The 25349-nt window shown below is 52.8% G+C and carries 21 protein-coding genes; 8 read left to right on the top strand and 13 right to left on the bottom strand.

Annotation, left to right across the window (positions count from 1 at the left end; translation table 11 throughout):
- Window positions 1–56: 56 nt before the first annotated feature.
- Window positions 57–698 carry a bifunctional 2-keto-4-hydroxyglutarate aldolase/2-keto-3-deoxy-6-phosphogluconate aldolase gene (locus NYE24_RS11945; protein ID WP_036690465.1) on the bottom strand — a complete coding sequence of 214 codons (642 nt, stop codon included), beginning with the start codon at window positions 696–698 and terminating at the stop codon, window positions 57–59.
- A 341-nt stretch (window positions 699–1039) separates the two neighbouring features.
- Between NYE24_RS11945 and NYE24_RS11950 the strand changes: the two genes are divergently transcribed.
- Window positions 1040–1999: a sugar kinase gene (locus tag NYE24_RS11950; protein ID WP_036690467.1), complete on the top strand. Its 960-nt coding sequence runs from the start codon at window positions 1040–1042 to the stop codon at window positions 1997–1999.
- Between the two features lie 472 nt (window positions 2000–2471).
- Here NYE24_RS11950 and NYE24_RS11955 read toward each other — a convergent pair whose 3' ends face one another.
- The 3 genes from NYE24_RS11955 to NYE24_RS11965 form a co-directional block, all read right to left on the bottom strand.
- On the bottom strand, window positions 2472–3497 hold the full coding sequence (locus NYE24_RS11955) for a LacI family DNA-binding transcriptional regulator (RefSeq protein WP_342478737.1): 1026 nt from the start codon (window positions 3495–3497) through the stop codon (window positions 2472–2474).
- A 207-nt stretch (window positions 3498–3704) separates the two neighbouring features.
- Window positions 3705–4874 (bottom strand): hypothetical protein, encoded by a 1170-nt coding sequence (locus tag NYE24_RS11960; protein ID WP_036690470.1) that lies wholly within the window; start codon window positions 4872–4874, stop codon window positions 3705–3707.
- Window positions 4871–5407: a sigma-70 family RNA polymerase sigma factor gene (locus NYE24_RS11965; RefSeq protein ID WP_036690472.1), complete on the bottom strand. Its 537-nt coding sequence runs from the start codon at window positions 5405–5407 to the stop codon at window positions 4871–4873. Before NYE24_RS11965 ends, NYE24_RS11960 begins: the two co-directional genes overlap by 4 nt.
- 395 nt (window positions 5408–5802) lie before the next feature.
- Between NYE24_RS11965 and nrdI the strand changes: the two genes are divergently transcribed.
- The 4 genes from nrdI (at window position 5803) to NYE24_RS11985 (ending at window position 10809) form a co-directional block, all read left to right on the top strand.
- The gene (gene nrdI / locus NYE24_RS11970) at window positions 5803–6162 is read left to right on the top strand and encodes a class Ib ribonucleoside-diphosphate reductase assembly flavoprotein NrdI (protein WP_036690473.1); all 360 of its coding nucleotides are present in this window, start codon (window positions 5803–5805) and stop codon (window positions 6160–6162) included.
- Complete coding sequence (gene nrdE, locus NYE24_RS11975; RefSeq protein WP_342478738.1) at window positions 6149–8233, top strand: class 1b ribonucleoside-diphosphate reductase subunit alpha; 2085 nt, start codon at window positions 6149–6151, stop codon at window positions 8231–8233. Before nrdI ends, nrdE begins: the two co-directional genes overlap by 14 nt.
- 36 nt (window positions 8234–8269) lie before the next feature.
- Window positions 8270–9229, top strand: a complete 960-nt coding sequence (nrdF, locus tag NYE24_RS11980; RefSeq protein WP_342478739.1) for a class 1b ribonucleoside-diphosphate reductase subunit beta — start codon at window positions 8270–8272, stop codon at window positions 9227–9229.
- Between the two features lie 800 nt (window positions 9230–10029).
- A complete protein-coding gene (locus NYE24_RS11985; protein WP_342478740.1) occupies window positions 10030–10809 on the top strand; it encodes an alpha/beta hydrolase in 780 nt (259 codons plus the stop codon).
- 34 nt (window positions 10810–10843) lie between these two features.
- On the opposite strand, the gene NYE24_RS11990 is transcribed toward NYE24_RS11985, so the two are convergent.
- From NYE24_RS11990 to NYE24_RS12020, 7 genes are all read right to left on the bottom strand, one after another.
- Window positions 10844–11605 carry an ABC transporter permease gene (locus tag NYE24_RS11990; protein WP_342478741.1) on the bottom strand — a complete coding sequence of 254 codons (762 nt, stop codon included), beginning with the start codon at window positions 11603–11605 and terminating at the stop codon, window positions 10844–10846.
- Window positions 11598–12524, bottom strand: coding sequence for an ATP-binding cassette domain-containing protein (locus tag NYE24_RS11995; RefSeq protein WP_076154187.1), 927 nt, complete (start codon window positions 12522–12524; stop codon window positions 11598–11600). The genes NYE24_RS11990 and NYE24_RS11995 overlap by 8 nt, the downstream gene beginning before the upstream one ends.
- 80 nt (window positions 12525–12604) lie before the next feature.
- Window positions 12605–13312 (bottom strand): response regulator transcription factor, encoded by a 708-nt coding sequence (locus NYE24_RS12000; protein WP_036690484.1) that lies wholly within the window; start codon window positions 13310–13312, stop codon window positions 12605–12607.
- On the bottom strand, window positions 13290–14240 hold the full coding sequence (locus NYE24_RS12005) for a HAMP domain-containing sensor histidine kinase (protein ID WP_342478742.1): 951 nt from the start codon (window positions 14238–14240) through the stop codon (window positions 13290–13292). Before NYE24_RS12005 ends, NYE24_RS12000 begins: the two co-directional genes overlap by 23 nt.
- A 35-nt stretch (window positions 14241–14275) precedes the next feature.
- The gene (locus NYE24_RS12010; protein WP_342478743.1) at window positions 14276–16981 is read right to left on the bottom strand and encodes a ComEC/Rec2 family competence protein; all 2706 of its coding nucleotides are present in this window, start codon (window positions 16979–16981) and stop codon (window positions 14276–14278) included.
- 118 nt (window positions 16982–17099) lie between these two features.
- Window positions 17100–17618 carry a dCMP deaminase family protein gene (locus NYE24_RS12015; RefSeq protein WP_036690490.1) on the bottom strand — a complete coding sequence of 173 codons (519 nt, stop codon included), beginning with the start codon at window positions 17616–17618 and terminating at the stop codon, window positions 17100–17102.
- 406 nt (window positions 17619–18024) lie between these two features.
- Window positions 18025–18726, bottom strand: a complete 702-nt coding sequence (locus NYE24_RS12020; protein ID WP_051493130.1) for a helix-hairpin-helix domain-containing protein — start codon at window positions 18724–18726, stop codon at window positions 18025–18027.
- A 142-nt stretch (window positions 18727–18868) separates the two neighbouring features.
- Between NYE24_RS12020 and comER the strand changes: the two genes are divergently transcribed.
- Together comER and NYE24_RS12030 are read left to right on the top strand one after the other, a co-directional pair.
- Window positions 18869–19720 carry a late competence protein ComER gene (gene comER / locus NYE24_RS12025; protein ID WP_036690491.1) on the top strand — a complete coding sequence of 284 codons (852 nt, stop codon included), beginning with the start codon at window positions 18869–18871 and terminating at the stop codon, window positions 19718–19720.
- A 2-nt stretch (window positions 19721–19722) separates the two neighbouring features.
- A complete protein-coding gene (locus tag NYE24_RS12030) occupies window positions 19723–19863 on the top strand; it encodes a hypothetical protein (RefSeq protein ID WP_342478744.1) in 141 nt (46 codons plus the stop codon).
- On the opposite strand, the gene leuS is transcribed toward NYE24_RS12030, so the two are convergent.
- Complete coding sequence (gene leuS / locus NYE24_RS12035) at window positions 19860–22289, bottom strand: leucine--tRNA ligase (protein ID WP_076154182.1); 2430 nt, start codon at window positions 22287–22289, stop codon at window positions 19860–19862. The two genes, NYE24_RS12030 and leuS, sit on opposite strands and share 4 nt — an antisense overlap.
- 995 nt (window positions 22290–23284) lie before the next feature.
- A complete protein-coding gene (locus NYE24_RS12040; RefSeq protein ID WP_076154181.1) occupies window positions 23285–24352 on the bottom strand; it encodes an AI-2E family transporter in 1068 nt (355 codons plus the stop codon).
- A 193-nt stretch (window positions 24353–24545) separates the two neighbouring features.
- Between NYE24_RS12040 and NYE24_RS12045 the strand changes: the two genes are divergently transcribed.
- The gene (locus NYE24_RS12045; protein WP_076154180.1) at window positions 24546–25271 is read left to right on the top strand and encodes a glycoside hydrolase family 16 protein; all 726 of its coding nucleotides are present in this window, start codon (window positions 24546–24548) and stop codon (window positions 25269–25271) included.
- The last annotated feature ends 78 nt before the right edge of the window (window positions 25272–25349 follow it).

Raw genomic sequence — 25349 nt, forward strand, 5'->3', positions numbered from 1 at the left:
TCAACAAAAAAATGCCCTGCCCCATAGAGGCAAGACATTCCTGTTGTACATATATTTTACTGCCCTTGAATCTCCTTGAACTTCGCAACATACTGTGCAGCCAGCTCTGTGATCTGGTCATAACGGCCTTCCTTGGCCGGTGCGGTCAGGTTGCCGCCGATGCCGACAGCGATGCAGCCGTTCTTGATCCACTTCTCCATATTGTTCAGATCCACGCCACCGGTAGGCATAATGTTCACATGCGGCATCGGCCCCTTAACCGCCTTGACATAGTCCGGTCCGAACGCACTGCCAGGGAACAGCTTCAGCACATCCACGCCCAGCTTCAGGGCTTCCTTCATCTCATTCAGCGTCATGCAGCCCGGCATATAAGGAATGCCGTACAGATTACACATCTTCGCAGTATCCTCTTCAAAAGAAGGACTGACCACAAATTCCGAACCCGCCAGAATAGCAATTCTTGCCGTCAGCGGGTCAAGCACGGTACCGGCACCAATCACGGCGCGGCCCCCGTATTCTTCCACCAAGCGCTTGATCGCTACTTCGGCTCCCGGAGTCGTGAAGGTAACTTCAATATTATTCAGTCCGCCCTCGATACAAGCCACCGACATGGCATAAGCATCATCGGCATTATCCGCACGGATAACAGCTACTACGCCAACAGAGGTGATATTCTGCAATACTTTGATTTTCTTCATGGTTGTTACTTCCTCTCTGGTTATATTCCACTTAAGAATATTTATTTAGATAAACTAATTTATCTTTTTTACTAACATCAGGCTTTATCCTTCTAAGAAAATAGTAATAACATTGCCGCCAACAGTCAATATATATTTATTTAGGAAGCGGTAACATCCCTTCTTAAATCGACTAAAACGCTTATATATCAAGGGTAAACGAATCTATCCGCCTGCTTTCTGTACAAAATATGCCCGCATATTGAGCATTGCTATATTGTACAAAACCGTTTTATGTGATAATTTCAACTTATATTCTATCCCAAACCATAATAACGTGTTCATTTTAGGAGGAACTATTCATGAATAAACAGCTGGATGCAGTCACCTTCGGGGAGCCGATGGCCATGTTCTACGCTAATGAAGCCGGCCCCCTGCATGAGGTCACTTCCTTCTCCAAGGCGCTGGCAGGTGCGGAGAGCAATGTAGCCACAGGATTATCACGCCTGGAGCATTTGACCGGTTATGTGACTAAGCTTGGCGAAGACAACTTCGGCCAGTTCATCACCTCGGCACTGAATAAGGAGAAGATCGATACCGCGAGCATCACAACGACCAAGGAATTCTCCACAGGTATGCTGATCAAATCCAAGGTACTGACCGGAGATCCCAAGGTCGAATATTTCCGCAAGAATTCCGCCGCCTCCAAGCTGAGCCTCGCCGACTTCAAAGAAGATTACTTCGCTTCCGCAGGCCATCTGCATGTGACCAGCATCTCTTCCGCACTCTCAGCTTCGTGTCATGAGTTCTCGCTGCATGCCATGGAGTTCATGAAGCAGCGCGGCAAGACTGTATCGCTCGATCCGAATCTGCGCCCGACCCTGTGGCCGGACACTGAAACTATGGTTGATACGATCAACGACCTGGCTACCCGCTGCGACTGGTTCCTGCCCGGACACGGAGAAGGCAAAATCCTCACCGGTCTTGAGACTCCGGAGGAGATTGCCGGCTACTATCTGGAGCGCGGCGTATCCCTTGTAGTAATCAAGCTCGGTCCTGAGGGCGCTTACTACAAGACCTCCGCTGGTGAAGAGGGTTATGTGGACGGCTTCAAGGTCGAGCAGGTTGTGGATACGGTCGGTGCCGGAGACGGCTTCGCGGTTGGGGTGATCAGCGCCATGCTGGAGAAGCTCAGCGTAGCGGAAGCCGTGAAGCGCGGCAATGCGATCGGCGCACTCGCCGTGATGTCGCCTGGCGATATGGACGGACTGCCGACCCGCGACGCGCTGGAAGCCTTCATGAGCACGGGCGTTAAGAAATAAACAGGCTCCCCGCAAGGGTGTGACTGTAACAGAAACTGCAACTGCAAAAAGGTGTCCCAGAAGCCGGTCGGCTTGGGACACCTTTTTGCGCACCATCAGAGATAAGTGTAGTTTGTGCAACTAAAAACAGGGAAATGGACGACTTCCCTCTTTTAACTGTAGTCTGTACAACTACATCTGCCCGGATAGGCGAAAATCCAGGTTCAGAGGCATTTTAATTGCACGAAATACAGCTAAACAGAGATTCGGCGGCACATGCGGCGATTTAGTTGTACGGATTGCAATTAAGCCTCCATCTTGCACCTGCTACCAACTTCTGCTCTTACATTCGAGTAGCTGATTGTATTTCCTGCAATAGAACATGCATAGCTGACCGTAAAATGAGATTCTATTGTATTTCATACAGTGGAATGTTGTGTTGTGGGTGAAAAACGGCCTTTTTTATAGCATTCCATTGTACTAAATGCAGTTGCTATTCCGGCTTAGCCGGAGGCTGCACCGAATCGCCCTGCTGCAAGGAAGGCGGGAATCTGTAGGTGATAGGTATCGCGCTATCCTTATCGTTGATCAATGAGAGCATAATCTTCGCTGCCTGCATTCCCATCTCGTAGGCGGGCTGGCGGATCGTAGTAATATCAGGATTATAGATCCGGGCGAAGTCCGCATCGTCAATGCCGATCACTGACAATTGGCCGGGGATGGAGATGGCGTTGCGGTTCGCATATTTAAGAATCTCGCCCAGCACCAGATCATTGGCGGCAAGCAGCGCTGTAGGCGGCTGGGGCAGCTGCAGCAGTTCGTCCAGTGCGGAAGCGATATCTTCGCGCGATACACTGCGCATATACGAACCCTGCAGCGGCAGACCTGCTTCCTCCATCGCTTTTTTGTAACCGCTCATTCGCTCTTTGCGCGGGGTGATCGCATGTACGCCAAGCGGCAGGGATAGAATAGCAATCGCTTCATGGCCGTGGCCGGTCAGCTCCCGGATGGCGGTCTTCACCGCCATTTCATTATCCAGCAGCAGGCTCTGGGTCGTAATGCCGTCAACCAGCCGGTCCATGAAGACCAGCGGATATTCCGCTTCAATTAGTCGGGTGTAAGGCGCAGGCTGATCTCCCGCCGGGAAAATAATCAGGCCATCCACCTGACGGGCGACCAGCGTCTCCACATAGGTATTCTCCTTATCTGCATTCTCATCAGAGTTGCAGATAATCACCTGGATGCCGTGGCGCTGCAGCTCATTCTCAATGGCCCGGATACACTGAATGGACAGCGAATAATCTATATTGGCTACAATAATGCCGACCATATGCGTGCGGTTCTGCTTGAGGCTGCGGGCAAGCCCGTTGGGCTGGTAGTTCAGCTCATCGATGACCTCGGCAATGCGGTTTTTGGTCGCCTCACTCATATACTTGAACCGTTTATTCAAAAATTGCGAGACTGTGCTTTTCGATACACCCGCTTTCTGGGCCACATCCTCAATAGTCAGCTTCTTCATTGATCCCGCTCCACTCTTCGATATCGAACTCCAGAAGTAAACACAAACCAAGTTTACTTAGAGAGATTATCAAAAAGTATAGCTTTTTTTTAGTAAATTATCTATATGATTAGATTGAAAATACGAAATAACTCACCCGGTTAAGACGCATTCGCACTACAATAAGGGCCTTGCAGTCCGCAAGGGACATAGATAACAGGCAAATGATCATTTTTCTATTGAGGAGGCATCAATTTTCACACCGTATTCCTCATACCACCAGTCGTAGAACCACTGTTCGCCCGTCTTCATATCAACCTTTGTACTCCGCTGCTCTCCGTTAACTTCGTAATGGACAATGGTCACAAGATCTTTAGAATCAAGGGTAAGCTCTCCATAATGAAGCCTGGAGGGTCTTTCTACATTCTCTGTAGTGATTTCGGCCGAAAGTACCTGAGCACTGCCAGTTGCAATATCATACAGCTTATTATGCTGTGTATAACCGCCTCTTCCATCATCCGTATAATAAACAACCAAAAGCTCTGCTTTTTCGGGATTAACAGCCATAAATGATTTATAGACTTGATACGCTTCATCTGAGACTAGTAGCTCTCGGGGAACAGGAATCTTACCCTTTCCTGCCTGTCTGACATCCATTACATACAGCTTGGCCCCTGACCTTTTCTGATTCTCTCCAATAGTATAGCTGCCGCTGAAAAACAAAAGATAATCTCCCGCTCCAATTAAGCCTCCTAGCGACAAATAAGACTGCGCACCTCCGGCGTATAAAGGAAAGACATACAACCGCTGTGCTGAATCCTTAGATAGCTCCGGATGCCCTTTTGGAGTCAGATAAAGAGTATACGGCTCTGTATTATGTGTGTATTTAGGCTTGAGATAGTCAACCATCGGCGGAGGGGGTGACCAGACAATTCCAGCAGAGGTCTCAACAGCCATCGCAGCAGCCTTATTGCGGTCTAGTGGAAGAGGCATATAGTACTTAAGACCGCCTAATTCAAACTCTGCCGATATCTCGTACAGGCCCAGTCCTTGCGGAGACGCCGAAGGAGACACCGACGGCGTAACCACAGCCGCTCCCGAGCCAGGCTTAAAGACCGCCGCCAGACTCCCTGCCGGATCAAGCCCGGCCCCTGGGCCAAACGGCCAGACCAGCGCTCCAAGCAGCAGGATGGCTGCCAGTCCGCCGAAGGCGGCCATACGGCTGAAGCGGCGGCGGCCGCTTGTACGATTAGAGGATTCATGGGCAGCCTCTTCAATCCGCGCCATAAGCTGTGGCGTGAATCCCGGTTCTGCAAGCGGACTCCGTCCGGCTTGCTTATACCAGTCCTTCTCCCCGCTCATCACCTTCACTTGCTCATGCTCTTGTCTTGTCTTCACAGGTCTTCCTCCTTCATCGCTGCTCTCACTTTCATTCTGGCCCGTCCGAGCCTGGATTTGACCGTCCCCTGCGCGATCCCAAGCAGCGAGGACAATTCAGCGACCGACAGATCCTGCTGAATGTCCAGCACCAGCACCTCCCGGTATTTGTCCGGCAGCTCCATGATGATCTCCCAGATGCGGTTCGCGTACTGATTGCCGATAGCCTCTTGCTCTGCGGACAGAGTGCTTCCCTTATCCTGATGGTTGCCCAGCGGAGTGAACCTCCGCCAGAAGCTGCTCTTCCGTAAGCTGAACGCGGTGTTGCGGGTGATGGTGAGCAGCCAGGTTTTCAGAGTGGACTGCCCCCGGTACTTACTCATGCTCTTGTAGGCCTTAAGGAATACCTCCTGGCTGATATCGTTCGCCTGCTCCCGGCTGCGGGTTAAGAAAAAAGCATAATTCCATACATCCGTTCCGTAAGTCTCCATCATCTCGCGCAGCGATAGCGATGAGGCACAGGTCATGCTATACGTTAGTTCTTTACTCTGCATGTTCTCTCCCCTCTCCCCTAATAAGACTCATGCGGCCCGAAACGGTTCCCTATTTATGTATAAGTTTAATTTAAACGCTACCAAAATTCGCAGACCATTCCCCCTCTCCAAATGCCCCATTCGGACCATTCCACAGCGCAGCAAAATGCTTAAAAAAAATACTAATTAATTATAAGAGAATAGAATGCAGGCGGGGCGTGGGATTGGCGGTTTTCACCTGCAGTTCGGGAGGCTGGAGAGGGCTGTTCATCTCTTGACTTTTCAATATATGGTAGTAAAATGATTAAACGTTACTAAATATAGTGTATATAAGTGCTAAGCCCATAAATCTAGTAAAACCGCTATTGTTCATTTGTCAAGTAGAATGGGCTACATGTTATAGGAGGTTAGGAGCCATGTTGATTGCTTACGATTCCAAGACCGGCAACGTTAGAAGATTCATTAATAAACTGAAGCTGCCGGCGGTTCAAATCGAAGAGCATATGACGATCGACGAGCCTTACGTGCTTGTTACATACACCACCGGATTTGGACAGATTCCAGAGAAGGTGGCTACGTTCCTTGAGCAGAACCATTCCAGACTCAAGGGTATTGCCGCGAGCGGCAACAAAAACTGGGGTGAGTTATACGCGCACAGCGCAGATCTGATTGCAAAGCGTTACAATGTACCGGTGGTCGGCAAGTTTGAATTGTCGGGAACCTTCGGGGATGTACAGCGCATAAAACAGGAGGTGGACCGGGTTGCGGCATATTGAATTAAATAACATGTTGATGAAGAGAGACGAAAGCGGCTTTTTCCAATTGGATAAGGACCAGGAGGCGGTAGCCGAGTTCATGCGGGATGTGGATCAGCGCAGCCTGACATTCACGGATACGAAAGCTAAGATTGATTATATGATTGCCAATGACTACTACGAGGACCTGTACGACCGCTACTCCGCTGCTGAGATGGAGGATGTCTACCGGATCGCCCATGAATATAATTTCCGCTTCCCTTCCTATATGGCGGCTTCCAAGTTCTATACCGATTATGCCGTCAAAAGCAATGACCGTAAGCAGTACCTGGAGCATTATCCGGACCGCGTAGCGGTAGTGGCTCTGCATCTGGGACGGGGCAACGTGGAGACCGCCCGCACACTGGCCCGCTCGATGATGGAACAGCGCCTGCAGCCGGCGACACCAACCTTCCTCAATGCCGGTAAAAGCCGCCGCGGCGAGATGGTCTCCTGCTTCCTGCTGGAGATGGACGACTCGCTCAATTCGATCAATTATGTGCTGAATACCTGTATGCAGTTGTCCAAAATCGGGGGCGGCGTTGCCGTCAATCTGTCCAAGCTGCGCTCGCGCGGCGAGACGATTAAAGGTGTCGAGGATGCTGCCAAAGGCATCATGCCTGTCCTGAAGCTCATGGAAGACGGCTTCTCCTATGCAGACCAGATGGGCCAGCGTAAGGGTTCGGGTGCGGCTTATTATAATATTTTTGGCTGGGATGTACTGGAGTTCCTGGACAGCAAGAAGATTAACGCCGACGAACGGACACGCCTGAAGACGTTGTCTATCGGTCTGATCGTGCCTAACCGCTTCTACAAGCTCGCACAGGATAATCAGCCGCTGCATGTGTTCGCTCCTTACACAGTCTATCAGGCGTATGGTACGCACCTGGATGACATGGATCTGGACGTAATGTATGACACCCTGCTCGCTGACCCGCGTGTGAAGAAGAGAATCGCCATGAGCGCACGCGATATGCTGACCAAGATCGCCATGATCCAGCTTGAATCCGGCTATCCATATATTATGAACAAGAGCAATGCTAACGCTGCTCACGCTTTGCGAAATGTGGGTCAGATCAAGATGTCCAACCTGTGCACCGAGATTTTCCAATTGCAGGAGACTTCAGAGATTAACGACTACGGACAGCAGGACGAGATCCGCCGCGATATCAGCTGCAACCTGGCTTCCCTCAACATCGTGAACGTGATGGAGCACGGCAAGATCCGTGAATCCGTACATGAAGGTATGCTCGCACTGACGGCTGTCAGCGATATGACAACTGTCTCCAATGCTCCGGGCGTGGCTAAAGCGAACAAGGAAATGCACTCCGTGGGTCTGGGCGTGATGAACCTGCATGGTTATTTTGCGAAGAACAAGGTGGCTTATGAGAGTGAGCAGGCCCGTGATTTCGCACGTACCTTCTTCATGACGATGAACTACCACTCGATTGAGAAAAGCATGGAGATTGCCGCCGAGACAGGCGAAACGTTCTATGGATTCGAGAAGTCCGACTACGCCAGCGGCGTGTATTTCGACCGTTATCTGACTACTGACTACCGTCCGGTTACGGCAAAAGCGCAGGAGCTGTTCGAGGGTATCTACATTCCTACCCCAGAGGATTGGAAAGAGCTGCGGGACAAGGTGATGAAGCACGGCCTGTACCATGCCTACCGTCTGGCGATTGCGCCGACTGCGAGCATCTCGTACATCCAGAATGCTACCTCAAGCGTAATGCCGATTGTAGAGCAGATCGAGACCCGCACGTATGCCAACTCGACCACCTACTATCCAATGCCTTACCTGCGACCGGACAATGTGTTCTATTATAAATCCGCCTATCAGATGGATCAGTTCAAGGTAATTGATCTGATTGCGGAGATTCAGCCTCATATCGACCAGGGTATTTCAACAGTCCTGCATGTGAACAGTGATGTCACCACCCGTGAGCTGGCCCGTTCTTACTTGTATGCGGCGCACAAAGGGCTGAAATCCCTGTACTACACCCGGACCAACAAATTGTCTGTCGAGGAATGCCTGGCCTGCTCCATTTAAGAGGGGCACAGGTACAGAAAGGGAGAATATACGATTATGAGCGCAATTCAAGCCGTGAACTGGAACCGTCCCGACGACGATTTCTCGCTGATGTTCTGGAACCAGAACATCATGCAGTTCTGGACCGATGATGAAATACCACTATCCGATGACAAAATGTCCTGGCTCACGCTAAGCGAAATTGAGAAGGACTCTTATATGAAGGTGCTGGGCGGATTGACCCTGCTCGATACGATTCAGGGCGGCGTAGGCATGCCGCAAATTATGGAGCATGTGGACGGCTTGCAGCGCAAGGCGGTCCTTGGCTTCATGGGGATGATGGAGCAGATTCATGCGAAGTCGTACAGCAGCATTTTCACCACACTGGCTTCGACTGAGGAGATTGACGGGATTTTCCGCTGGGTGGAGGACAATACGTTCCTGCAGTTCAAGGCCCAGACGATCTCGGAGTATTATCAAAAGATTGAGACCAAGAAAGACCTCTATCTGGCGATGTCCGCCTCGGTCCTACTGGAGAGCTACCTGTTCTATAGTGGCTTCTTCTACCCGCTCTATCTGGCCGGACAGGGCAAAATGACCTGCAGCGGCGAGATCATCGACCTGATCCTGCGCGATGAGAGCATCCACGGCGTCTATGTCGGCGTGCTGGCCCAGGAGATTTTCGAGGAGCTGTCCGAAGAAGACCAGAGCGATGTCTACCAGACCCTGGTCGGCCTGCTGCGTCTGCTCCACACGAACGAGGAGCAATACACCGAGCAGATCTACGCGCCGATAGGTCTGGTAGAGGAAGTGAAGACCTTCCTGCGCTACAACGCTAACAAGGCCATGATGAACCTTGGCCATGACCCGCTGTTCGATGAGGAAGAGATTAACCCGATCGTGCAGAACGGGATCAGCACCCACACGAAGCAGCATGACTTCTTCTCGAAGAAGGGGAACGGTTATGTGCGGGCTATGAATGTGGAGCCTTTGCGGGATGAGGACTTCCAGTTTTAAGATAAGCTGAATTTAAAAATCCGGCTCACATCTCAGTCGTCACTACGGAGAATATTTGGACTTCCGGCCGCTGTTGTATACAAATTTCCTTGATTAGACCGCCGTTCGCGGTAGAAATCCAAACCTAGCATATGCTGTAGATAGCGAGCTTTCCTACGGAAAGCTTTCAGGCGGACGCTACCGCTCCTACAGTTCCAAAATTCCCCTCCGATCCTTTTTGCTTTTTGTTATTTTCTTTGATTCAACTTATGTTAGGTTGTTGTATAGTAGAGTAAAGCCCCGGCAGCTTGGACAAGCTGCCGGGGCTTTTTCTGTTAGATGCATCCAAGCTAGTACAGTGTCAGAATTATTATTGTGAATATGACCATTACCGGCTCTTAACGAACCAGCGTCTCATTCTCATAGCAGTCATTGGATGCTGTAGGCGCTGGAACGATAGCAGCTGCATTTTGTACAATGGAATATTGTAAAAAAGCCTTCAAAATAGAATCTATTGTATTCGGTACAATTGAATTTTGAAAAAGGGCCAATTTTCACCCAAAACACAACATTCTACTGTATGAAATACAATAGAATCGCTTTTTACGGTCAGCTATGCGTTTTCTATTGCAGGAAATACAATCACTTACTTGAATGTAGGATTAGAAGTCGGCAAAGGGTGCAATATCAGCCTCTAAAATTGGTTCACTTGCTGAGGGTTGCGTGCCCGGTTAGGGTGTAACCGACTCTACTTATGAGACCATATGAGTATTAGGACGTAGGAGTAGGGATGACCTTTTTACAGGAAAGAGGTGTGCGGAGTGGCTATACATATTCAGGAGTACGGAGACCCGAATGGGGATTATCTGGTGGTCTTCCTGCATGGCGGCGGCGTGAGCGGCTGGATGTGGGAGAAGCAGGTCGCGGCGTTCGACCGTTATCATTGTCTGGTCCCGGATCTGCCGGGGCACGGGTTCAGCCGGGAGGATAAGGAATTCACGATCTGCAGCAGTACGGAGGAGCTTGTATTACTCATAGAGGAGCGGGCTAAGGGACGAAAGATTGTTGTTACCGGATTCTCACTGGGTGCACAGGTGTTGGTTCAGATGCTGGGGATAAGACCGGAGATGATCGATTATGCCATCATCAACAGCGCGTTAGTGCGGCCGATTCCCTCCGCCAGCAGGCTGATCGGGCCGGCGGTCAGACTGTCTTTTCCGCTGATTAAGTACAGATGGTTCGCGAAGCTGCAGGCTAAGACGCTCTATCTGGGCGAGGAGTACCTGGAACGGTATGTTGAAGAGAGCCGGCAGATGGAGCTAATGACGCTGATCCGGGTGCTGGAAGAGAATATGTCGTTCCGCATTCCAGCCGGGTTCAGCGAGGCCTCAGGCAAGATACTGGTTACTGTAGGTGAACGTGAGAAATCTGTCATGAAGCAATCCGCCCGGTATCTGGTGGCCGCCAACCCCCGCTCTATGGGCGTGGTGATTCCCCGGATGGGACATGGAGTCCCTCTGGCTAAGCCTGAGCTGTTCAATAAGCTGGTCGAGGCCTGGATTCAGGGCGGGGAGCTGCCCGGGGAATGCAGAAAAATTTGATCCAGGTGCCGCAGAGTGATGATTACTCCACTCCCTAGTTCAGATCCTCCCTGATTTTGTAGCGGACAGCAAAATAACTTAGGAATAGAATCGCCGCAATAGCCACTCCGAACGTGTGAATCAGGTCAGCCGTGCTGCCTAAATCCTTGACACGTACGAGCGTGTTGATCAGCAGATATTGCGTCAGATGAGTGCCCGTGAACTGATTCTCAAGCGCCCCAAGTACCATCCCGATCACATTCAGGGCCAGAATGAAGCCGGCGCTCAAGCTGATGAGCAGGTTCTTAGTCATCATAACAATGCATAGAACAAGCAGGGAGAACGCCCAGTGCAGCAGGAATTGGCTGGCCAACAGAGTAATGAGCATGCCCAGTTCTCCCAGATCCGTCGGACCCATAAACAACCTCCTGCCGATCCCGTCTGCAATTAGCAGGGTCAGGAACAGTATCGTAATGAATAGGGCGAGAATCGCCATTTTGGAGAAGACAGCGTGGATTCTTGCCTGCCGCATGGAAACATAATTCTTATGGAATCCGGAATTCCATTCGCTCATATAGAAGTAGATCGTGAACACCGCAATATAGATCAGCATCCATGAAGGCGGCTGGGAGATGGTGTGCTGGATGAATTCGCTCTCCGTTAAGCTGCTGAGCATCGGACGGCCCTCCACCGGCTGCTCGTATTGCTTCATCATATAGATGCCGAAGATCTGAAAGGCACAGAACAAGAGCAGCAGCAGGTACATAATCTTGTTCCGCGTGAAGCGGTACAGGTCCATCCGCAACAGGTTAATCATGGCGTTCACCTGCACTTTCCGTGCGTTCCAGGAAATATTGCTCCAGGCTCTGCTTATGTCTTGAGATGGAATCTACCATTATCCCATGCTGCGCCAGTTCCTGGACGATCTGCCGGATGCGGATATGCTCGTCGTATACATACACCGTGCGGCTGTCCACCACTTTATATTGTGTAATCTTCAGCTCGCGTTCCAGCACCGGGAGAGCCTCCCGCGCTTCCTCCACGCTAATCTCGATCCGTTCCTCACAGCGCTGCTGTAATTGTTCCTTGGAGATCACCTCGGCGAATTCTCCCTGATGGATGATGGCATACTTGGTGGCGATTTTGGAGAGCTCCTCCAGTATATGGCTGGAGATCAGAATCGTCAGACCCGCTGCGTTCAGCTCCAGGATGAGCTCCCTAATCTCTACAATCCCCTGCGGATCAAGCCCGTTAATCGGCTCATCCAGAATCAGCACATCGGGACTTCCGAGCAGAGCCACCGCGATTCCCAGCCGCTGCTTCATACCCATGGAGTAGCTTTTAACTTTGGCGGTATTCTTAGGGTCCAGTCCTACGAGCCGCAGTAATTTCTCTATCGTGGTATCCCTGTCACTTAGACCATATGCGATGGCGAGCAGCTTCAGGTTCTCATAGGCCGAGACGTTCGGATATAACCCGGGCTGCTCAATCAGCACCCCCATCCGCTCAAAAAAAGACTGCCCCCCCGCCGCCGCACGGTTGAAGAAATGCAGCTCTCCCGAGGTTGGATACACCTGTCCGCTGATCATTTTGAGCAGGGTAGATTTGCCCGCACCGTTCTTCCCGATGATGCCGACAATCTCTCCTCTGTAAATTTTGAGATTGGCATTCCGCACTGCTGCTTTCGAGTGGTACATCTTGGTCAGTCCGCATAGTTCAATGATGCAATCTGTCATATCTGCCACCTCCTTACCCTAAGTTAACAGGATGAAGACTAATAGTTCGCCAACAAAAGGTTAAGAAAGTTCAAAGTTCATCATGGACTCAGCCGGAAGCCGATGCCCCAGACCGTATCAATATAGGCTTCGCTGTCGTGCGCCTTGATTTTATTGCGGATATTGCTGACATGTACCGTTATCGTCTTGTCCTCGCCCAGATAGATCTCCTCCCAGGCCAGCTCATAGAGATCCTGCTTCGTGAACACGCGGGAGGGATTCCTGACCAGCAGCTCGACAATTCTGAATTCCTGGCGGGTCAGTGAAAGCTCAGTTCCATGAATCCTGACACTGTAGGCCGTGCAGTCCAGCACCAGATTTTTATGCCTGAACTCCTTCAGCGGCTCACCGGCAGCCGTCCGCTGGATATGGACATGGATGCGGGCAATCACCTCCTCCAGCTCAAAAGGCTTGGTCACATAATCATCAGCGCCCAGCGAGAACAGATCCAGCTTATGATCCAGCTGATCCTTGGCCGAGAGAACAATTACCGGAATCCGGCACTTCAGCTCCTCACGCAAACGGTGCATGAACGCCTCGCCGGACAGTCCGGGCAGCATCAGGTCCAGGACAATCAGATGATAGTCCTGCTCCGCCAGATTTAGCATCCCTTCACTGCCTGAATAGGACTGGGTGCACTGGTACCCTGCGGCGGTAAGCCCGTCATGCAGAATTGCGTTAATATGCTCGTCATCCTCAACGATGAGAATGCTCCGGCGGTGCCCGTTATCCTTGAGATGGGTACTCACGGCTATGCTCCTCCCCCCTTTTTGAGAATCCGATCAATATACTGAAGGTATCCGCTGTACACCCGGCCTCTGCATGCCCGTTCATTTTCTCCATCAGCGCTTTCACAATCGAGAGTCCAAGACCTGAGGAATGCCGGGTACGCGCCGGATCTTCTTTGTAAAAGCGGGTAAATATCTGCTCCGTATCCACTCTTCTACCTGCCTTAAGATGATTAGTGAAGCGCATACACAGCATATCTTGCCTGTCTTCAACCTCTAGGGTCAACGGACCTTTGCCGTGGATGAAATAGTTGCCGACGATATTGGTAAAGATTCGTTCCAGCGCATGGAGTTCCCCCATCACCCGGGGAGAATTCTCCGGCAGCTGAAGCTCAGGCTCATTCCCGGACCGGGTGAAATCATCAATGAACGTGAACAGATTCCGCTTCAGCACCTCCATAACGTCCACGGGCTGCAGCTCCAGGCTGTATTCGGGATTCTGCAGCTTGGTATAAAGGAACAGCTCATCCACCAGCTTGATAATCTGCTGTATTCTCGACTGGGCAAGCGCTATGTACCGCCCCTTCTCCTGCTCCGCCTCTGTCCGCAGCGCCAATTGAAGGTAACCATCCAGCGATGTAAGCGGCGTCCGGATATCATGCGACAGACTGGTAATCGCCAGATTCATCTCCTGATTCTTGCGGCTGAACTGTTCTCCCAACGCCCGCTGGCGGCTTAACAGGTTATTGCACTCCCGCACCAGCCTGCCGATCTCCCTCGGCTTCAACTGGGTAGCTACCAGCTTACGGGATTCATGCTCCATGATAAAAGACAGCTGGCTGCTGATCTGACTGACCTGTCTCCGGTAATTCAGCAGGTAGATCGTCTGGCCGATCAGCAGTAGCAGGAGTCCTGCCAGAACAATAAGGATACGATCAACTCCCCTCATATGATTTTATTATATACGATTACAGGTACAGAGTCTTAGTGCGGGACGGGGGTGGGGGTGAGCTTGTAGCATATGGTGATGCCCTCCTTGTCCACTCTGAGCTGAATCTCCCCCTGCTGATCCGTCCGGTAGATGCTTGTTCCCATATCGGCCAGCCGCTCCAGCACGGTCCCATGCGGATGTCCGTACAGGTTATTCATACCGGCGGAGATGACAGCAGCCCCGGGGGTCCAGAAGGCCAGCCAGTCTGCACTGGTGGCTGTTTTGCTGCCGTGGTGGGAGACTTTGAGGACGTCGATGGGACTGCCTTGCTTAATACCGGATTGATTTGCGGAATGTAAGATTGTTTCCTCTGCCGCCTGGTCCATATCTCCTGTGAAAAGAAAGCTCCGCCCGTTCATCTCCAGCCGGAATACCACCGATTCGTGGTTCTGGTCCTCCACTTCCTCCGGCAGGGTATGTCCATCCGCTCGCGGCTCCGGCCAGAGGAAGTCCAGCCGCGTGGCCTCGTCCGGGGCCAGCATCTTGCCCTGCTGCACCGGATACAGCCGGACACCCGCGTCCAGCGCTGTCGCCATCAGCTTGGTATACGGCTCCGTGTCAGCCAATGTTCCGTTGAACAGCAGCGCCGATACCGGCATCCCTTCCAGCACCGCCTGGAGCCCTCCGGCATGGTCCTGATCGCCATGCGTCAGAATAACCGCGTCCAGCCGGTGGATGCCCCGTTGCTTCAGGAGCGGCAGCAGCGTCTTCGCCCCAACCTCGAACGGGCTGCGGCGGATGCGCCATTCCTCCCGGTTGCTGAAGCTCACGGTCCCGCCGCCGTCCACGAGGATATGTGCTCCGCCCGGCGTGGTGATCAGGCTGCTGTCCCCCTGACCTATATCCAGGTAGCTGATGGAACCGGAGCCATCGCTTATAACCTCGGCGTTATAGCCTTTGTAGAGCAGAATGGTCAGGCCTATAGCGCACAGTATGGCTGCAGAATTGCTCCAGCGTGATAGGCCTGATTGAGGATAGGCTTGAAAGGTGAGCTCGGCTCTTCCGCTGTTTGCAGCCCCTGCCGAATTCAGAACGTTATTGCGGCCAGCTCTGCCACGGATGTTACCTCGCGGTTCCGGCCTCTCCAGCTCCGCCAGCGGACGGGTCTCATCGTCCATGAACTGGGGAACCAGCTTCGCCTCTGTCTGCCGCTTCAAGGCGTATAGCAAACCGTATAGCAGACCGTAGTAGAGGCAGATCCACAGGATTGACGGCGAAGCCCAGATCAGTACCCCGGCGGTGAACCCGTTCACCCACTCCACTGCCGCAAAAGTGATATTATTCAGTATCTCCGCTAGCTGCGCGGTCAGGAGTGCGGCTGCATTCCAGACCCTCCCAAGGAGCAGCGCCAGTGTTCCCAAAGGCAGCACCAGGAAGGTGATGAAGGGAACCAGCAGCAGATTGGCCGCAACGGACAACAGCGAGAATTGGTTGAAGTAATAAATCGTCAGTGGAAACGAGACCAGTTGAGCAATAATCGTTACCGAGAGGCTGCTGCCCAGCCAGCCCGGTAACCGCCTGAATAGGGGCGCAGCGAGCGGTGTATACACCATGAGTCCTGCCGTCACCAGAAAAGACAGCTGAAAGCTAACACTAAGCAGCAAATAAGGATTCCAGACCAGCATCATCAGAGCGGATGCAGCCAGAATATTCAGCCCATCCTTGAGTATGCCCAGTCTTGCCGCCAGCAGGGCAATCATGCTCATGATCCCGGCGCGGATCACGGACGGCCCGGCCCCGGACAGCAGCACATAGACCGGAACCAGCAGCAGAGTCACCGTCAGTGCGGTTTCTCTGGTTAAGCGGCAGCGGCGCAGCAGAACCAGGATTACTCCGACGTACACCGCTACATGCATCCCCGAAATGGCCAGGATGTGAGTGAGCCCGAGCTGCGAGAACTGTCTGAAGGTCTCCGGGTCCAGTTCCTTTTGGATGCCGATGACAAGGCCCTTCATATAACCCGCATGAGGCTCCTGAAATAAGCGGCTCATTTCTGCACCGAGCACAGATCTTGCCTTATCATTCCAGCGCAGAATAGTGGATGGCTCCCACGAGACTTGAGGGTTAACCTTTACACTGGCGGTACCTGTTCCTTTGAGCAGCCAGTGTATCTTTTGGGTGAGCAGATAGGCACGGTAGTCGAATCCGCCGAAGTTGCGCGCTATCTGGGGCTGGATCAATTCCCCCTCAATGACCACCCGGTCTCCCCGCTGCCACAAGGCTGCCTCTGCTATCTCACTTTCCTCCTGGAGCTTGATCTGTACAGTTACACGTTCACCTTCAGGGTCACTCCCCACTGCTCCCGCTGCGGCAGACTGTTCCCCTTGCTGATGCAGACTGATCCCGGACAGCTTCACGACAAAATCAACCCGGTCCCCGTCCCGCTCCACCGGAGAAGCGATAACGCCTGCGGCTGTTATATATGCTTCATTCAGTTCGCTCACCGGGTGCCCCAGCACCTCAGGCAGCAGACTCACATTGCGTACCTCACTATATTCCCAGTATAGGGCTGCCAGGATCAGTGCTGTCACCAACACCGCAGCCTTCCTCCAGCGTATTCCGCCGCTCACCGCCCAGACTACAGGCAGCAACAATAGCCCTGCGAGGCAGAATAGCAGACTGCGGCCAGAGAACATACAACCTGCGGCACTTCCCGCCACCCAGCAAACCGTGAAGCTTAAGAGAGGCCTCCTGTTCATGATCATCTCTCCTTCCTAATTAGCTCTAGACGCCAAAGAACCCCTGCATACGCATACGAATGCGTGTACAGAGGTTCTTCCTCTGGAGCTATAATTGAAATTCCGCCGGTGTACGCCGTTATTCAGATATCGAAATCATCGTTTCCTTAGGCGGCTCGTAGTTCTCCAATTGACGGAACACGATTCCTTTGGAGGTGAGCATCGCCTGTACCTTCTCCATGTCTTTCTTGTAAGGACGAAGGTAGACAATCTCCACGATTCCGCTGTTAGCCAGCATATTGGCACAGGTCCAGCACGGCTCATCCGTAACGTAGACCGTACTGCCTTCCCGGTCGCTCCGGTCTGTGAACAGCAGCAGATTCTGCTCGGCATGGATTGTACGGATACAGCGCTGCTTTTTGACCATTGTCTCTACACCGTCTATCATCTCACGCTCGTATTGCTCAGATACCATACAGCCTGCTTCCGAGCAGTCCGGCACCCCCATCGGCGCACCGTTATAGGCCGTACCCAGCAGCTTCTTCCCCTGCACCAGCACCGCGCCGACATGGCGGCGGGGACAGCGCGAACGGGTGGAGACCATGCAGGCAATATCCATGAAGTATGTATCCCAGTTCTTGCGGTAAGCCACAGTCATCAGCAATCTCCACTTTCTCTAAATAGTTGTTCATTATTGTAGCATACCTGGCTGCGTTTTCACTAGGATATTGATAGCCCGCAACAGCCTACATTTCGCCTATCTCTCGCTTAGATCTCCCGTCCTGCCACTTCTACACTGCATTTGCTCATCCGTAGAGCGGGGTGTGATTGCACTTCATACAGTAGAAGATGCATTCTCAGCGCCTAAGTAACGTTCTGCTGCACTTCATACAATGGATTCTCTCATTTAGTCTCTAAAGACCCACATTTTCAAAATTCTAATGTTCGAAGTGCAGCAGATTTAGTTTTCAGGCGGATTGAGGGCTAATCTAATGTACAGAGTGCAGTTGAAACTTATTATGCCCCGGCAGACAGGCTGTTCGTAGACAATCAGGACGGCGGTCTTAAAAGGCTACCAGCGGTTTCAGCTTCTCCAGCAGCTTGGGGCCGATGCCCTTAACCTTCCCTAGCTCGTTCGCGCTGCGGAACGCTCCCTTACTGGTGCGATAATCGACAATCGCCTGCGCCTTCTTCTCTCCGATGCCCGGCAGATCCATGAGGAGCTTGATGTCGGCAGTGTTCACATTAATCCGGCCGTCAGCCGCTGCCGGAGCTGCAATGTGAGCGGCTCCAGCTGTTGCAGCCGACGTTCCATTTGCACCGCCGCTTCCCGCCGCTCCTGAGTCCGCCGCACCCGCTATCCCGGCACTTGCCGCTCCAGCGCCTGCTGTTCCACCACCGGTGGCCACACCGCCAACAACTCCACTACCCGCCTCACCTGCAACATTCCCGCCAACCGCCCCATCCCCCGCCGCCGTACCGCCACCAGTTACCTCGACACTCCCCGCCGTACCGCGACCAACTTCCTCACCGCCTGCCGCTCCACTTGCCATACTTCCACCCGCTACCACACTCCCGCCATCACCCCCGGCGGCTGCACTGCCTGCCTCACCTTCGTCCGCCACTCCCAGCGCCTGCGCCATTCCGGCATTCAGCGTTGACCATCCGGCAATGCCGGCGTCCTGTGCTCTGTGGTCTGCGGCCCACACCAGACTGCCGCCCAGCAGCGCAGCGGTGATGGCGCAAATGATCATTCTTTTATCCATCAGGTTGTCCTCCCTCATCAAACTGGAATTTTATTCAAAAATCCGATTAAAACCTGTCATTGGTCCAAGTCTGGCCTGCATACACTTAACGAAGAGTATTCCTGTAAGCAAGCCAGCAGCATAAGAAAGGAGGTACCACAGGATGAAAGTGGGATTTATCGGAACAGGCAGCATGGGAAGTTTGCTGATCGACACCTTCCTTCGGTCGGGAGCCCTTGATCCATGTGATGTGATGGCCAGCAACCGCAGCCCGGGCAGGCTGATGGAGCTGAAGAAGCTTCATCCCGGAATTACGATATGCTCCGGCAACATCGAAGCCGCCTCAGAGAGCGACCTTGTGCTCCTGTGCGTCAAGCCTTTGCAGTTCAAGAGGGTAACCGATGAGATCTCCCCTTATCTGCGCAGCGATCAGATTGTTGTATCTATTACAAGCCCTGTGCAGCTCTACCATCTGGAATCGGTCCTGCCCTCCAAGGTCGCCAAAATCATTCCCAGCATCACCCATTCCGTCAGAGGCGGGAGTTCGCTGTGCATTTTTGGAAGCCGGTTAAATAAAAAAGACAGGCTGCTGCTGCTCCAGTTATTCTCCTGCATTGGAGTTCCTGAGGAAATTCCGGAGGGTCATACGCGGATCGCCTCGGATTTCTCCAGCTGCGGTCCGGCCTTTCTGAGCTATTTCCTGGAGCGGTGGATTGAAGCGGCTGTAGAAGCAACCGGCATCGACGAAGCCCTGGTTACCCGGTTGGCGGGTGAGATGCTACTGGGTACGGGTAAGCTGCTGACCGAAGGCTCGTTCACCCCGCAGGAGTTGCAGGAACGGGTTGCCGTCCGCGGGGGCATTACCGCGCAAGCCCTGAATCATTTACAGACCAGTCTGGAGGGGGTATTTGAACGTCTGATTACCACAACACATGACAAGTACGATGAGGATGTGGAAAAGCTCGACGAGCTGTTCGGACTTGGCAGCATTGCACAGAGCCGCACCGACCGCTAGAAATGCCCATTCATTGTCTCGCCACTTCCTGCGCAGCAGCCAGCGGTACCCGCACCTCCGTCCGGGTCCGCCGCCCCGAAACCAAGAAAGCCCGCAGCACGGATACCTCCGTTGCTGCGGGCAGAATTGCGTTCTTCGCTTAACCCACTACGATATTTACCAGCTTGCCGGGAACGGCAATGATTTTGCGTACGGTTTTGCCTTCGACGGCTGCCTTCACATTCGGCAGGGCCAGAGCGTGGTCCTGCATCTCCTGTTGGCCCATCTCCGCCGAAATCAGCGCGCGCTGGACGATTTTACCGTTCACCTGTACCACGATCTCAACCTCAGCATCTACGGTTAAGGCTTCATCATAGGCCGGCCAGGCAACATAGCTGATGCTTCCTTCGTGACCCAACAGCTGCCACAGCTCTTCGGCAATATGCGGTGCCAGCGGGGACAGCATCTGCACGAACTGCTCCGCCGCTTCCTTGGACAGGCTCTCCTGCTTGTAAGCGTCATTGATGAAAATCATCAGCTGGCTGATCGCCGTATTGAAGCGCAGCAGCTCGAAATCCTCAGTGACCTTCTTCAGCGTCTTGTGCCAGGTGCGTTTGAATTCATCTGTGCCCCCGCCCTCTGAAATCTTCGCGCTGAGGCTGCCGTCTTCATTCACGAACAGGCGCCATACGCGGGAGAGGAAGCGGTGAATGCCTTCGACGCCCTTTTCGTTCCAAGGCTTGGTGGCCTCCAGCGGCCCCATGAACATCTCATAGACGCGCAGGGTATCTGCCCCGTAGGCTTCCACGATCTCATCCGGATTAATGACATTGCCGCGCGATTTACTCATCTTCTCGTTGTTGTTCCCCAGGATCATTCCCTGATTGACCAGCTTGTGGAACGGCTCCTTGGTATCGACTACGCCGATATCATAGAGTACCTTATGCCAGAAGCGGGCATACAGCAGGTGAAGCACCGCATGCTCGGCTCCGCCGATGTACAGGTCAACCGGCAGCCATTCCTTCTGCTTCTCCGGTGAACACAGCTCCTGATCATTGTGCGGATCGATATAGCGCAAGTAGTACCAGCAGCTACCGGCCCATTGAGGCATAGTATTAGTCTCGCGGCGGGCCTTCATGCCGGTCTCAGGATCAACCGTCTCCACCCACTCCGTCACATTCGCCAGCGGGGACTCACCGGTGCCCGATGGCTTGATAGCATCCACATCAGGCAGGAGCAGCGGAAGCTGATCCACAGGCACAGTCTTCATCGTGCCGTCTTCCAGGTGCAGAATCGGAATCGGCTCGCCCCAGTAACGCTGGCGGCTGAACAGCCAGTCGCGCAGGCGGTAGGTCACTTTGCCCTTGCCGCTGCCCTTCTCTTCCAGCCAGGCGATCATCTGAGCCATCGCTTCAGTATTGGACAGACCGTCGAGGAATCCTGAATTGACATGCGGACCGTCACCGGAGTAGGCTTCTTCTTCGATATTGCCGCCCTGCACCACTTCGATGATGTTCAGGCCGAACTGCTTGGCGAATTCCCAGTCGCGGGCGTCATGGCCCGGAACGGCCATAATCGCTCCGGTACCGTAGCCGGCCAGCACGTAGTCGGCAATCCAGATCGGCACCTGCGCGCCGTTCACCGGATTAATCGCATACGCGCCGGTGAACACACCGCTTTTCTCCTTAGCCAGATCGGTGCGTTCCAGATCGCTCTTGCGGGAAGCCTTGTCGCGGTATTCAGCAACGGCGGCCTTCTGCTCGTCTGTGGTAATGGCATCCACCAGCTTATGCTCGGGTGCGAGTACGCAATAGCTTGCTCCGAACAGGGTATCGGGACGGGTAGTGAACACTTCAAGCACCGCCTCATGCCCCTCAATCGCAAAGGTCACCTCAGCACCGGTCGATTTGCCGATCCAGTTGCGCTGCATATCCTTGATGCTCTCTTCCCAGTCCAGCTCCTCCAGATCCTCCAGCAGGCGGTCGGCGTATTCGGTAATCTTCAGAATCCACTGGCGCATCGGTCTGCGGACGACGGGATGGCCGCCGCGCTCGCTTTTGCCGTCGATGACTTCTTCGTTCGCCAGAACAGTTCCCAGCGCCTCGCACCAGTTCACCGATACTTCGGCCACATAAGCCAGTCCGCGGTTGTACAGCTGGATGAAAATCCACTGCGTCCACTTGTAGTACCCCGGATCTGTCGTGCTGATCTCGCGGTCCCAGTCGTAGGAGAAGCCCAGCGACTTGATCTGGCGGCGGAAATTGTCAATGTTCTTGAAGGTGATATCACGCGGATGCTGGCCGGTATCCATTGCATACTGCTCGGCCGGAAGTCCGAAGGCATCCCAGCCCATCGGGTGCAGCACGTTGTAGCCGCGCATCCGTTTGAAGCGGGACACGATGTCGGTGGCGGTATAGCCTTCCGGGTGGCCTACGTGCAGTCCTGCGCCGGAAGGATACGGGAACATATCCAGGGCGTAGAACTTCGGCTTGCCAGATTCTTCACTTGTCTTAAAGGTCTTGTTCTCATCCCAGAATTTCTGCCATTTCGGCTCGATGGTCTGGGCGCGGTATCCAATATTATCGCTCATCTTGTGCTCCTCCTTGGAGTGTTGCTGTATTAGGTAGTACTGCTGCTGTCTTAAAAAGTTAAGAGATTAGTCTCCACTACAAAAAAGTTTTGGGCCTCCACCCGCTGTTAGATTCAGATTTCATGATTAGAGCCGCTCTCCGCGGTCGAAATCCGAATCTAATGGCGGCCACTAACGTTGCTCCGGCTCCAAAATTTCTTTCCGTTCCATTACTCTGTAACTTAGGTAAACACCATCTGTTCCCCCGGCGGAACAGCAAAGCTCAAGAGCCGCCCATGATTCGCTGGGCTAACCGGGACAAAATCATCCTAACAGATGAATAAGTATACCTTTGTGCGAAGACAATGTATGCTGTTTTTCACATACATTTGGTCCATATGCCTCATTTCGATCATAATGTATACTGTTTTTCACATACATTCAGGCCGTGTGCCGCTATACCAGCCGATTGTATTCGGTTTTAACCAGAACTTCAGTCACATTCAGCAAAATAGCCATTTTACGAAACCTTCCAAGAACTCTTATTCACAAATTCACACACCTTTTTCACAGCAACAGGAAACTATAGTTTCCTATTACAGCAAAAAACCTCCCATCCCTAGCGTATAATCGCTAGGGACGAGAGGTTTGAATTCCCGTGGTACCACCCTAGTTAGCGGCGGACATTCTTTGTCCGGCACTCACTTTGACACCCTGTATCGGGGGTGAGGCGACGGCGGTTCACTCGCATGTCTCCCTAAGGAACCTGCGGCTCGCGCCATTACTCGGAGGTGAGTTCACTGCGGCCCGTTAACCGGCTCGCACCTGGGGTGCCGGCTCTCTGCAATAACGGTCTCACGAATTAATACTCCTCTTCATCGCACTGCTATGATAACTCTTCTTATCGTAATATTCACCACATTATAACCAAAAGATACATGTACCGTCAATCCTTTCACCCGAAGTAGCCGCAGTTACCCTTATTCCTGCAAGTGATGGGGTGAATTACGGTGGCCTCAAGCCGGTCTTCTGCGGATATAATAGCCAATGATATGCTGAATAACCACCTTGGCAGCGGCGAAGAAAGGAACGGCTAGAATCAATCCGATCATTCCGGCGATCTCTCCGCCGACCAGCAGTGCGAATATGATCAGCAGCGGATGCAGATGCAGCTTCCGTCCTACAACCTGAGGAGAGATCACGTTACTTTCCAGCATTTGGCATAAGGTATTCACCACCGCCACCAGCAGGACAAGGCGCCATGACAAGGTCGAAGCCATTACAATAGCCGGAGCCGCCCCCAGAAAAGGACCCATATACGGAATAATGTTGAATACCGCGACAACACAGGCGAACAGCAGCGCATAAGGCATGCCGATCATCGCGTAACCGATATAAGCGAGCACGCCGATGATGATACAGACGAGAAACTGCCCGCGGATATAGTTGCCGAGCGCTTCATCAATGTCTTTTAACAGCATCACAATCGACTTGCGGCGCGAACGTGGCAGACAGGATACCACCATCCGTTCGAACACCTCGAAGTCCTTCAGAATATAGAACACGAGAAAAGGCACAATGAATGCGTTGAACAGCAGGCCAATGGTTGAAGCGATATTATTAAGGAAGTGGGAGATGCCTTCGGCTAGGCGGTTCTCCAGCTGATAGAACCAGTTATTCATTCCCGCCTCCACCCCGGGCGGAATCAGTCTGGAATTCATGCCCTTCATCAGCCCCTGCGCGTGCAGCGTCATCTCCGGCAGATGCTCGTTCAGCTCCTCCAGCTGTTCCATGAACATCGGGATCAGATTAATCAGGATCACCGCAAGCGAGGTCAGGAACACCGCATAGATCAGGAGGACGGCTACGCTGCGCGGCATTTTTCTCCGGGAGAGCATAGTGACCACCGGATTCAGCACATAGGAGATAATCATGGCGGCCAGGAACGGGGCCAGGATCGCTTTTAGAAACAGGAATACCCCATTCAGCATCGGACGGAGCAGCCAGACGAAATATAGAATAATCAGTGAGAGCAGCACGCCGATCATCCAGCGGAGCCATTTACTGCGGAACCACTCCTCCATAATCTCCCTCCTGAACTTGTACAGCCCTTAACCATCATGCCCTATTAGTATGTGTGGGAGGGGAATGAAATACTCCGCTCTGCAAAAAATTGGTTTTTTGTTATTTTAATTCGCAGGTTGGTATAGTGGCCGGGCTCAAGGTTCGTTACAATCATATTGTAAAGCGCCTACATTATTGAGGAGGGTATTGTATATGAGGAGAAAGCTACACAAGTTATTCGGTGCAGGAATGACCCTGCTGCTTGCTGGTCTGCTGACAGGAGCTCCGTCCGTTTCGGCGGCCACCGTCTTTAATGAGCCTCTGACTTACTTCAACCCCGCAACCTGGCAAAAAGCAGACGGATACTCGAATGGCTCCATGTTCAACTGTACCTGGCGTGCGAATAACATCTCTTTCACCAGTGGCGGACAGCTTCGTCTGGCCCTGACCAGTCCCAGCAATAATAAATTTGACGGCGCGGAGTACCGCTCTGTGAACAAGTACAGCTACGGCAAATACGAGGTCAGTATGAAGCCGGCCAAGAACAGCGGGATCGTCTCCTCCTTCTTCACCTACACCGGGCCTTCAGACGGGACGCCTTGGGATGAGATCGATATTGAATTCCTCGGCAAGGATACCACCAAGGTCCAGTTCAACTATTACACCAATGGCGTTGGCGGTCATGAGCAGATTGTCAATCTTGGCTTTGATGCTTCCCAGAGCTATCATACGTACGCCTTCGACTGGCAGCCGGGTTATATTAAATGGTATGTAGACGGGGTCTTGAAGCATACGGCAACCAGCAACATCCCCTCCCGGGCCGGTAAAATCATGATGAACCTCTGGAACGGAACGGGTGTGGATTCCTGGCTCGGTTCCTATAACGGAGCGAACCCGCTATACGCCTATTACGATTGGCTGAAATACACAAGCAATTAACTTGCAGGCAGGTGATGGACCCCGGCGATGCGCAAGCGGCATCCGCCGGGGTCCTTTTGTCTATGCGGATCATGGCGG

This window comes from Paenibacillus sp. FSL H7-0350, from assembly GCF_038593195.1.
Taxonomy (GTDB): Bacteria; Bacillota; Bacilli; order Paenibacillales; family Paenibacillaceae; genus Paenibacillus_AQ.

Bases quoted from the DNA above. Each gene is read 5' to 3' on its own strand.
- NYE24_RS11945 (WP_036690465.1), bottom strand. From the start codon at position 698: ATGAAGAAAATCAAAGTATTGCAGAATATCACCTCTGTTGGCGTAGTA.
- NYE24_RS11950 (WP_036690467.1), top strand. From the start codon at position 1,040: ATGAATAAACAGCTGGATGCAGTCACCTTCGGGGAGCCGATGGCCATG.
- NYE24_RS11955 (WP_342478737.1), bottom strand. From the start codon at position 3,497: ATGAAGAAGCTGACTATTGAGGATGTGGCCCAGAAAGCGGGTGTATCG.
- NYE24_RS11965 (WP_036690472.1), bottom strand. From the start codon at position 5,407: ATGCAGAGTAAAGAACTAACGTATAGCATGACCTGTGCCTCATCGCTA.
- nrdI (WP_036690473.1), top strand. From the start codon at position 5,803: ATGTTGATTGCTTACGATTCCAAGACCGGCAACGTTAGAAGATTCATT.
- nrdF (WP_342478739.1), top strand. From the start codon at position 8,270: ATGAGCGCAATTCAAGCCGTGAACTGGAACCGTCCCGACGACGATTTC.
- NYE24_RS11990 (WP_342478741.1), bottom strand. From the start codon at position 11,605: ATGATTAACCTGTTGCGGATGGACCTGTACCGCTTCACGCGGAACAAG.
- NYE24_RS11995 (WP_076154187.1), bottom strand. From the start codon at position 12,524: ATGACAGATTGCATCATTGAACTATGCGGACTGACCAAGATGTACCAC.
- NYE24_RS12005 (WP_342478742.1), bottom strand. From the start codon at position 14,240: ATGAGGGGAGTTGATCGTATCCTTATTGTTCTGGCAGGACTCCTGCTA.
- NYE24_RS12010 (WP_342478743.1), bottom strand. From the start codon at position 16,981: ATGAACAGGAGGCCTCTCTTAAGCTTCACGGTTTGCTGGGTGGCGGGA.
- NYE24_RS12015 (WP_036690490.1), bottom strand. From the start codon at position 17,618: ATGACTGTGGCTTACCGCAAGAACTGGGATACATACTTCATGGATATT.
- NYE24_RS12020 (WP_051493130.1), bottom strand. From the start codon at position 18,726: ATGGATAAAAGAATGATCATTTGCGCCATCACCGCTGCGCTGCTGGGC.
- comER (WP_036690491.1), top strand. From the start codon at position 18,869: ATGAAAGTGGGATTTATCGGAACAGGCAGCATGGGAAGTTTGCTGATC.
- NYE24_RS12030 (WP_342478744.1), top strand. From the start codon at position 19,723: ATGCCCATTCATTGTCTCGCCACTTCCTGCGCAGCAGCCAGCGGTACC.
- leuS (WP_076154182.1), bottom strand. From the start codon at position 22,289: ATGAGCGATAATATTGGATACCGCGCCCAGACCATCGAGCCGAAATGG.
- NYE24_RS12040 (WP_076154181.1), bottom strand. From the start codon at position 24,352: ATGGAGGAGTGGTTCCGCAGTAAATGGCTCCGCTGGATGATCGGCGTG.
- NYE24_RS12045 (WP_076154180.1), top strand. From the start codon at position 24,546: ATGAGGAGAAAGCTACACAAGTTATTCGGTGCAGGAATGACCCTGCTG.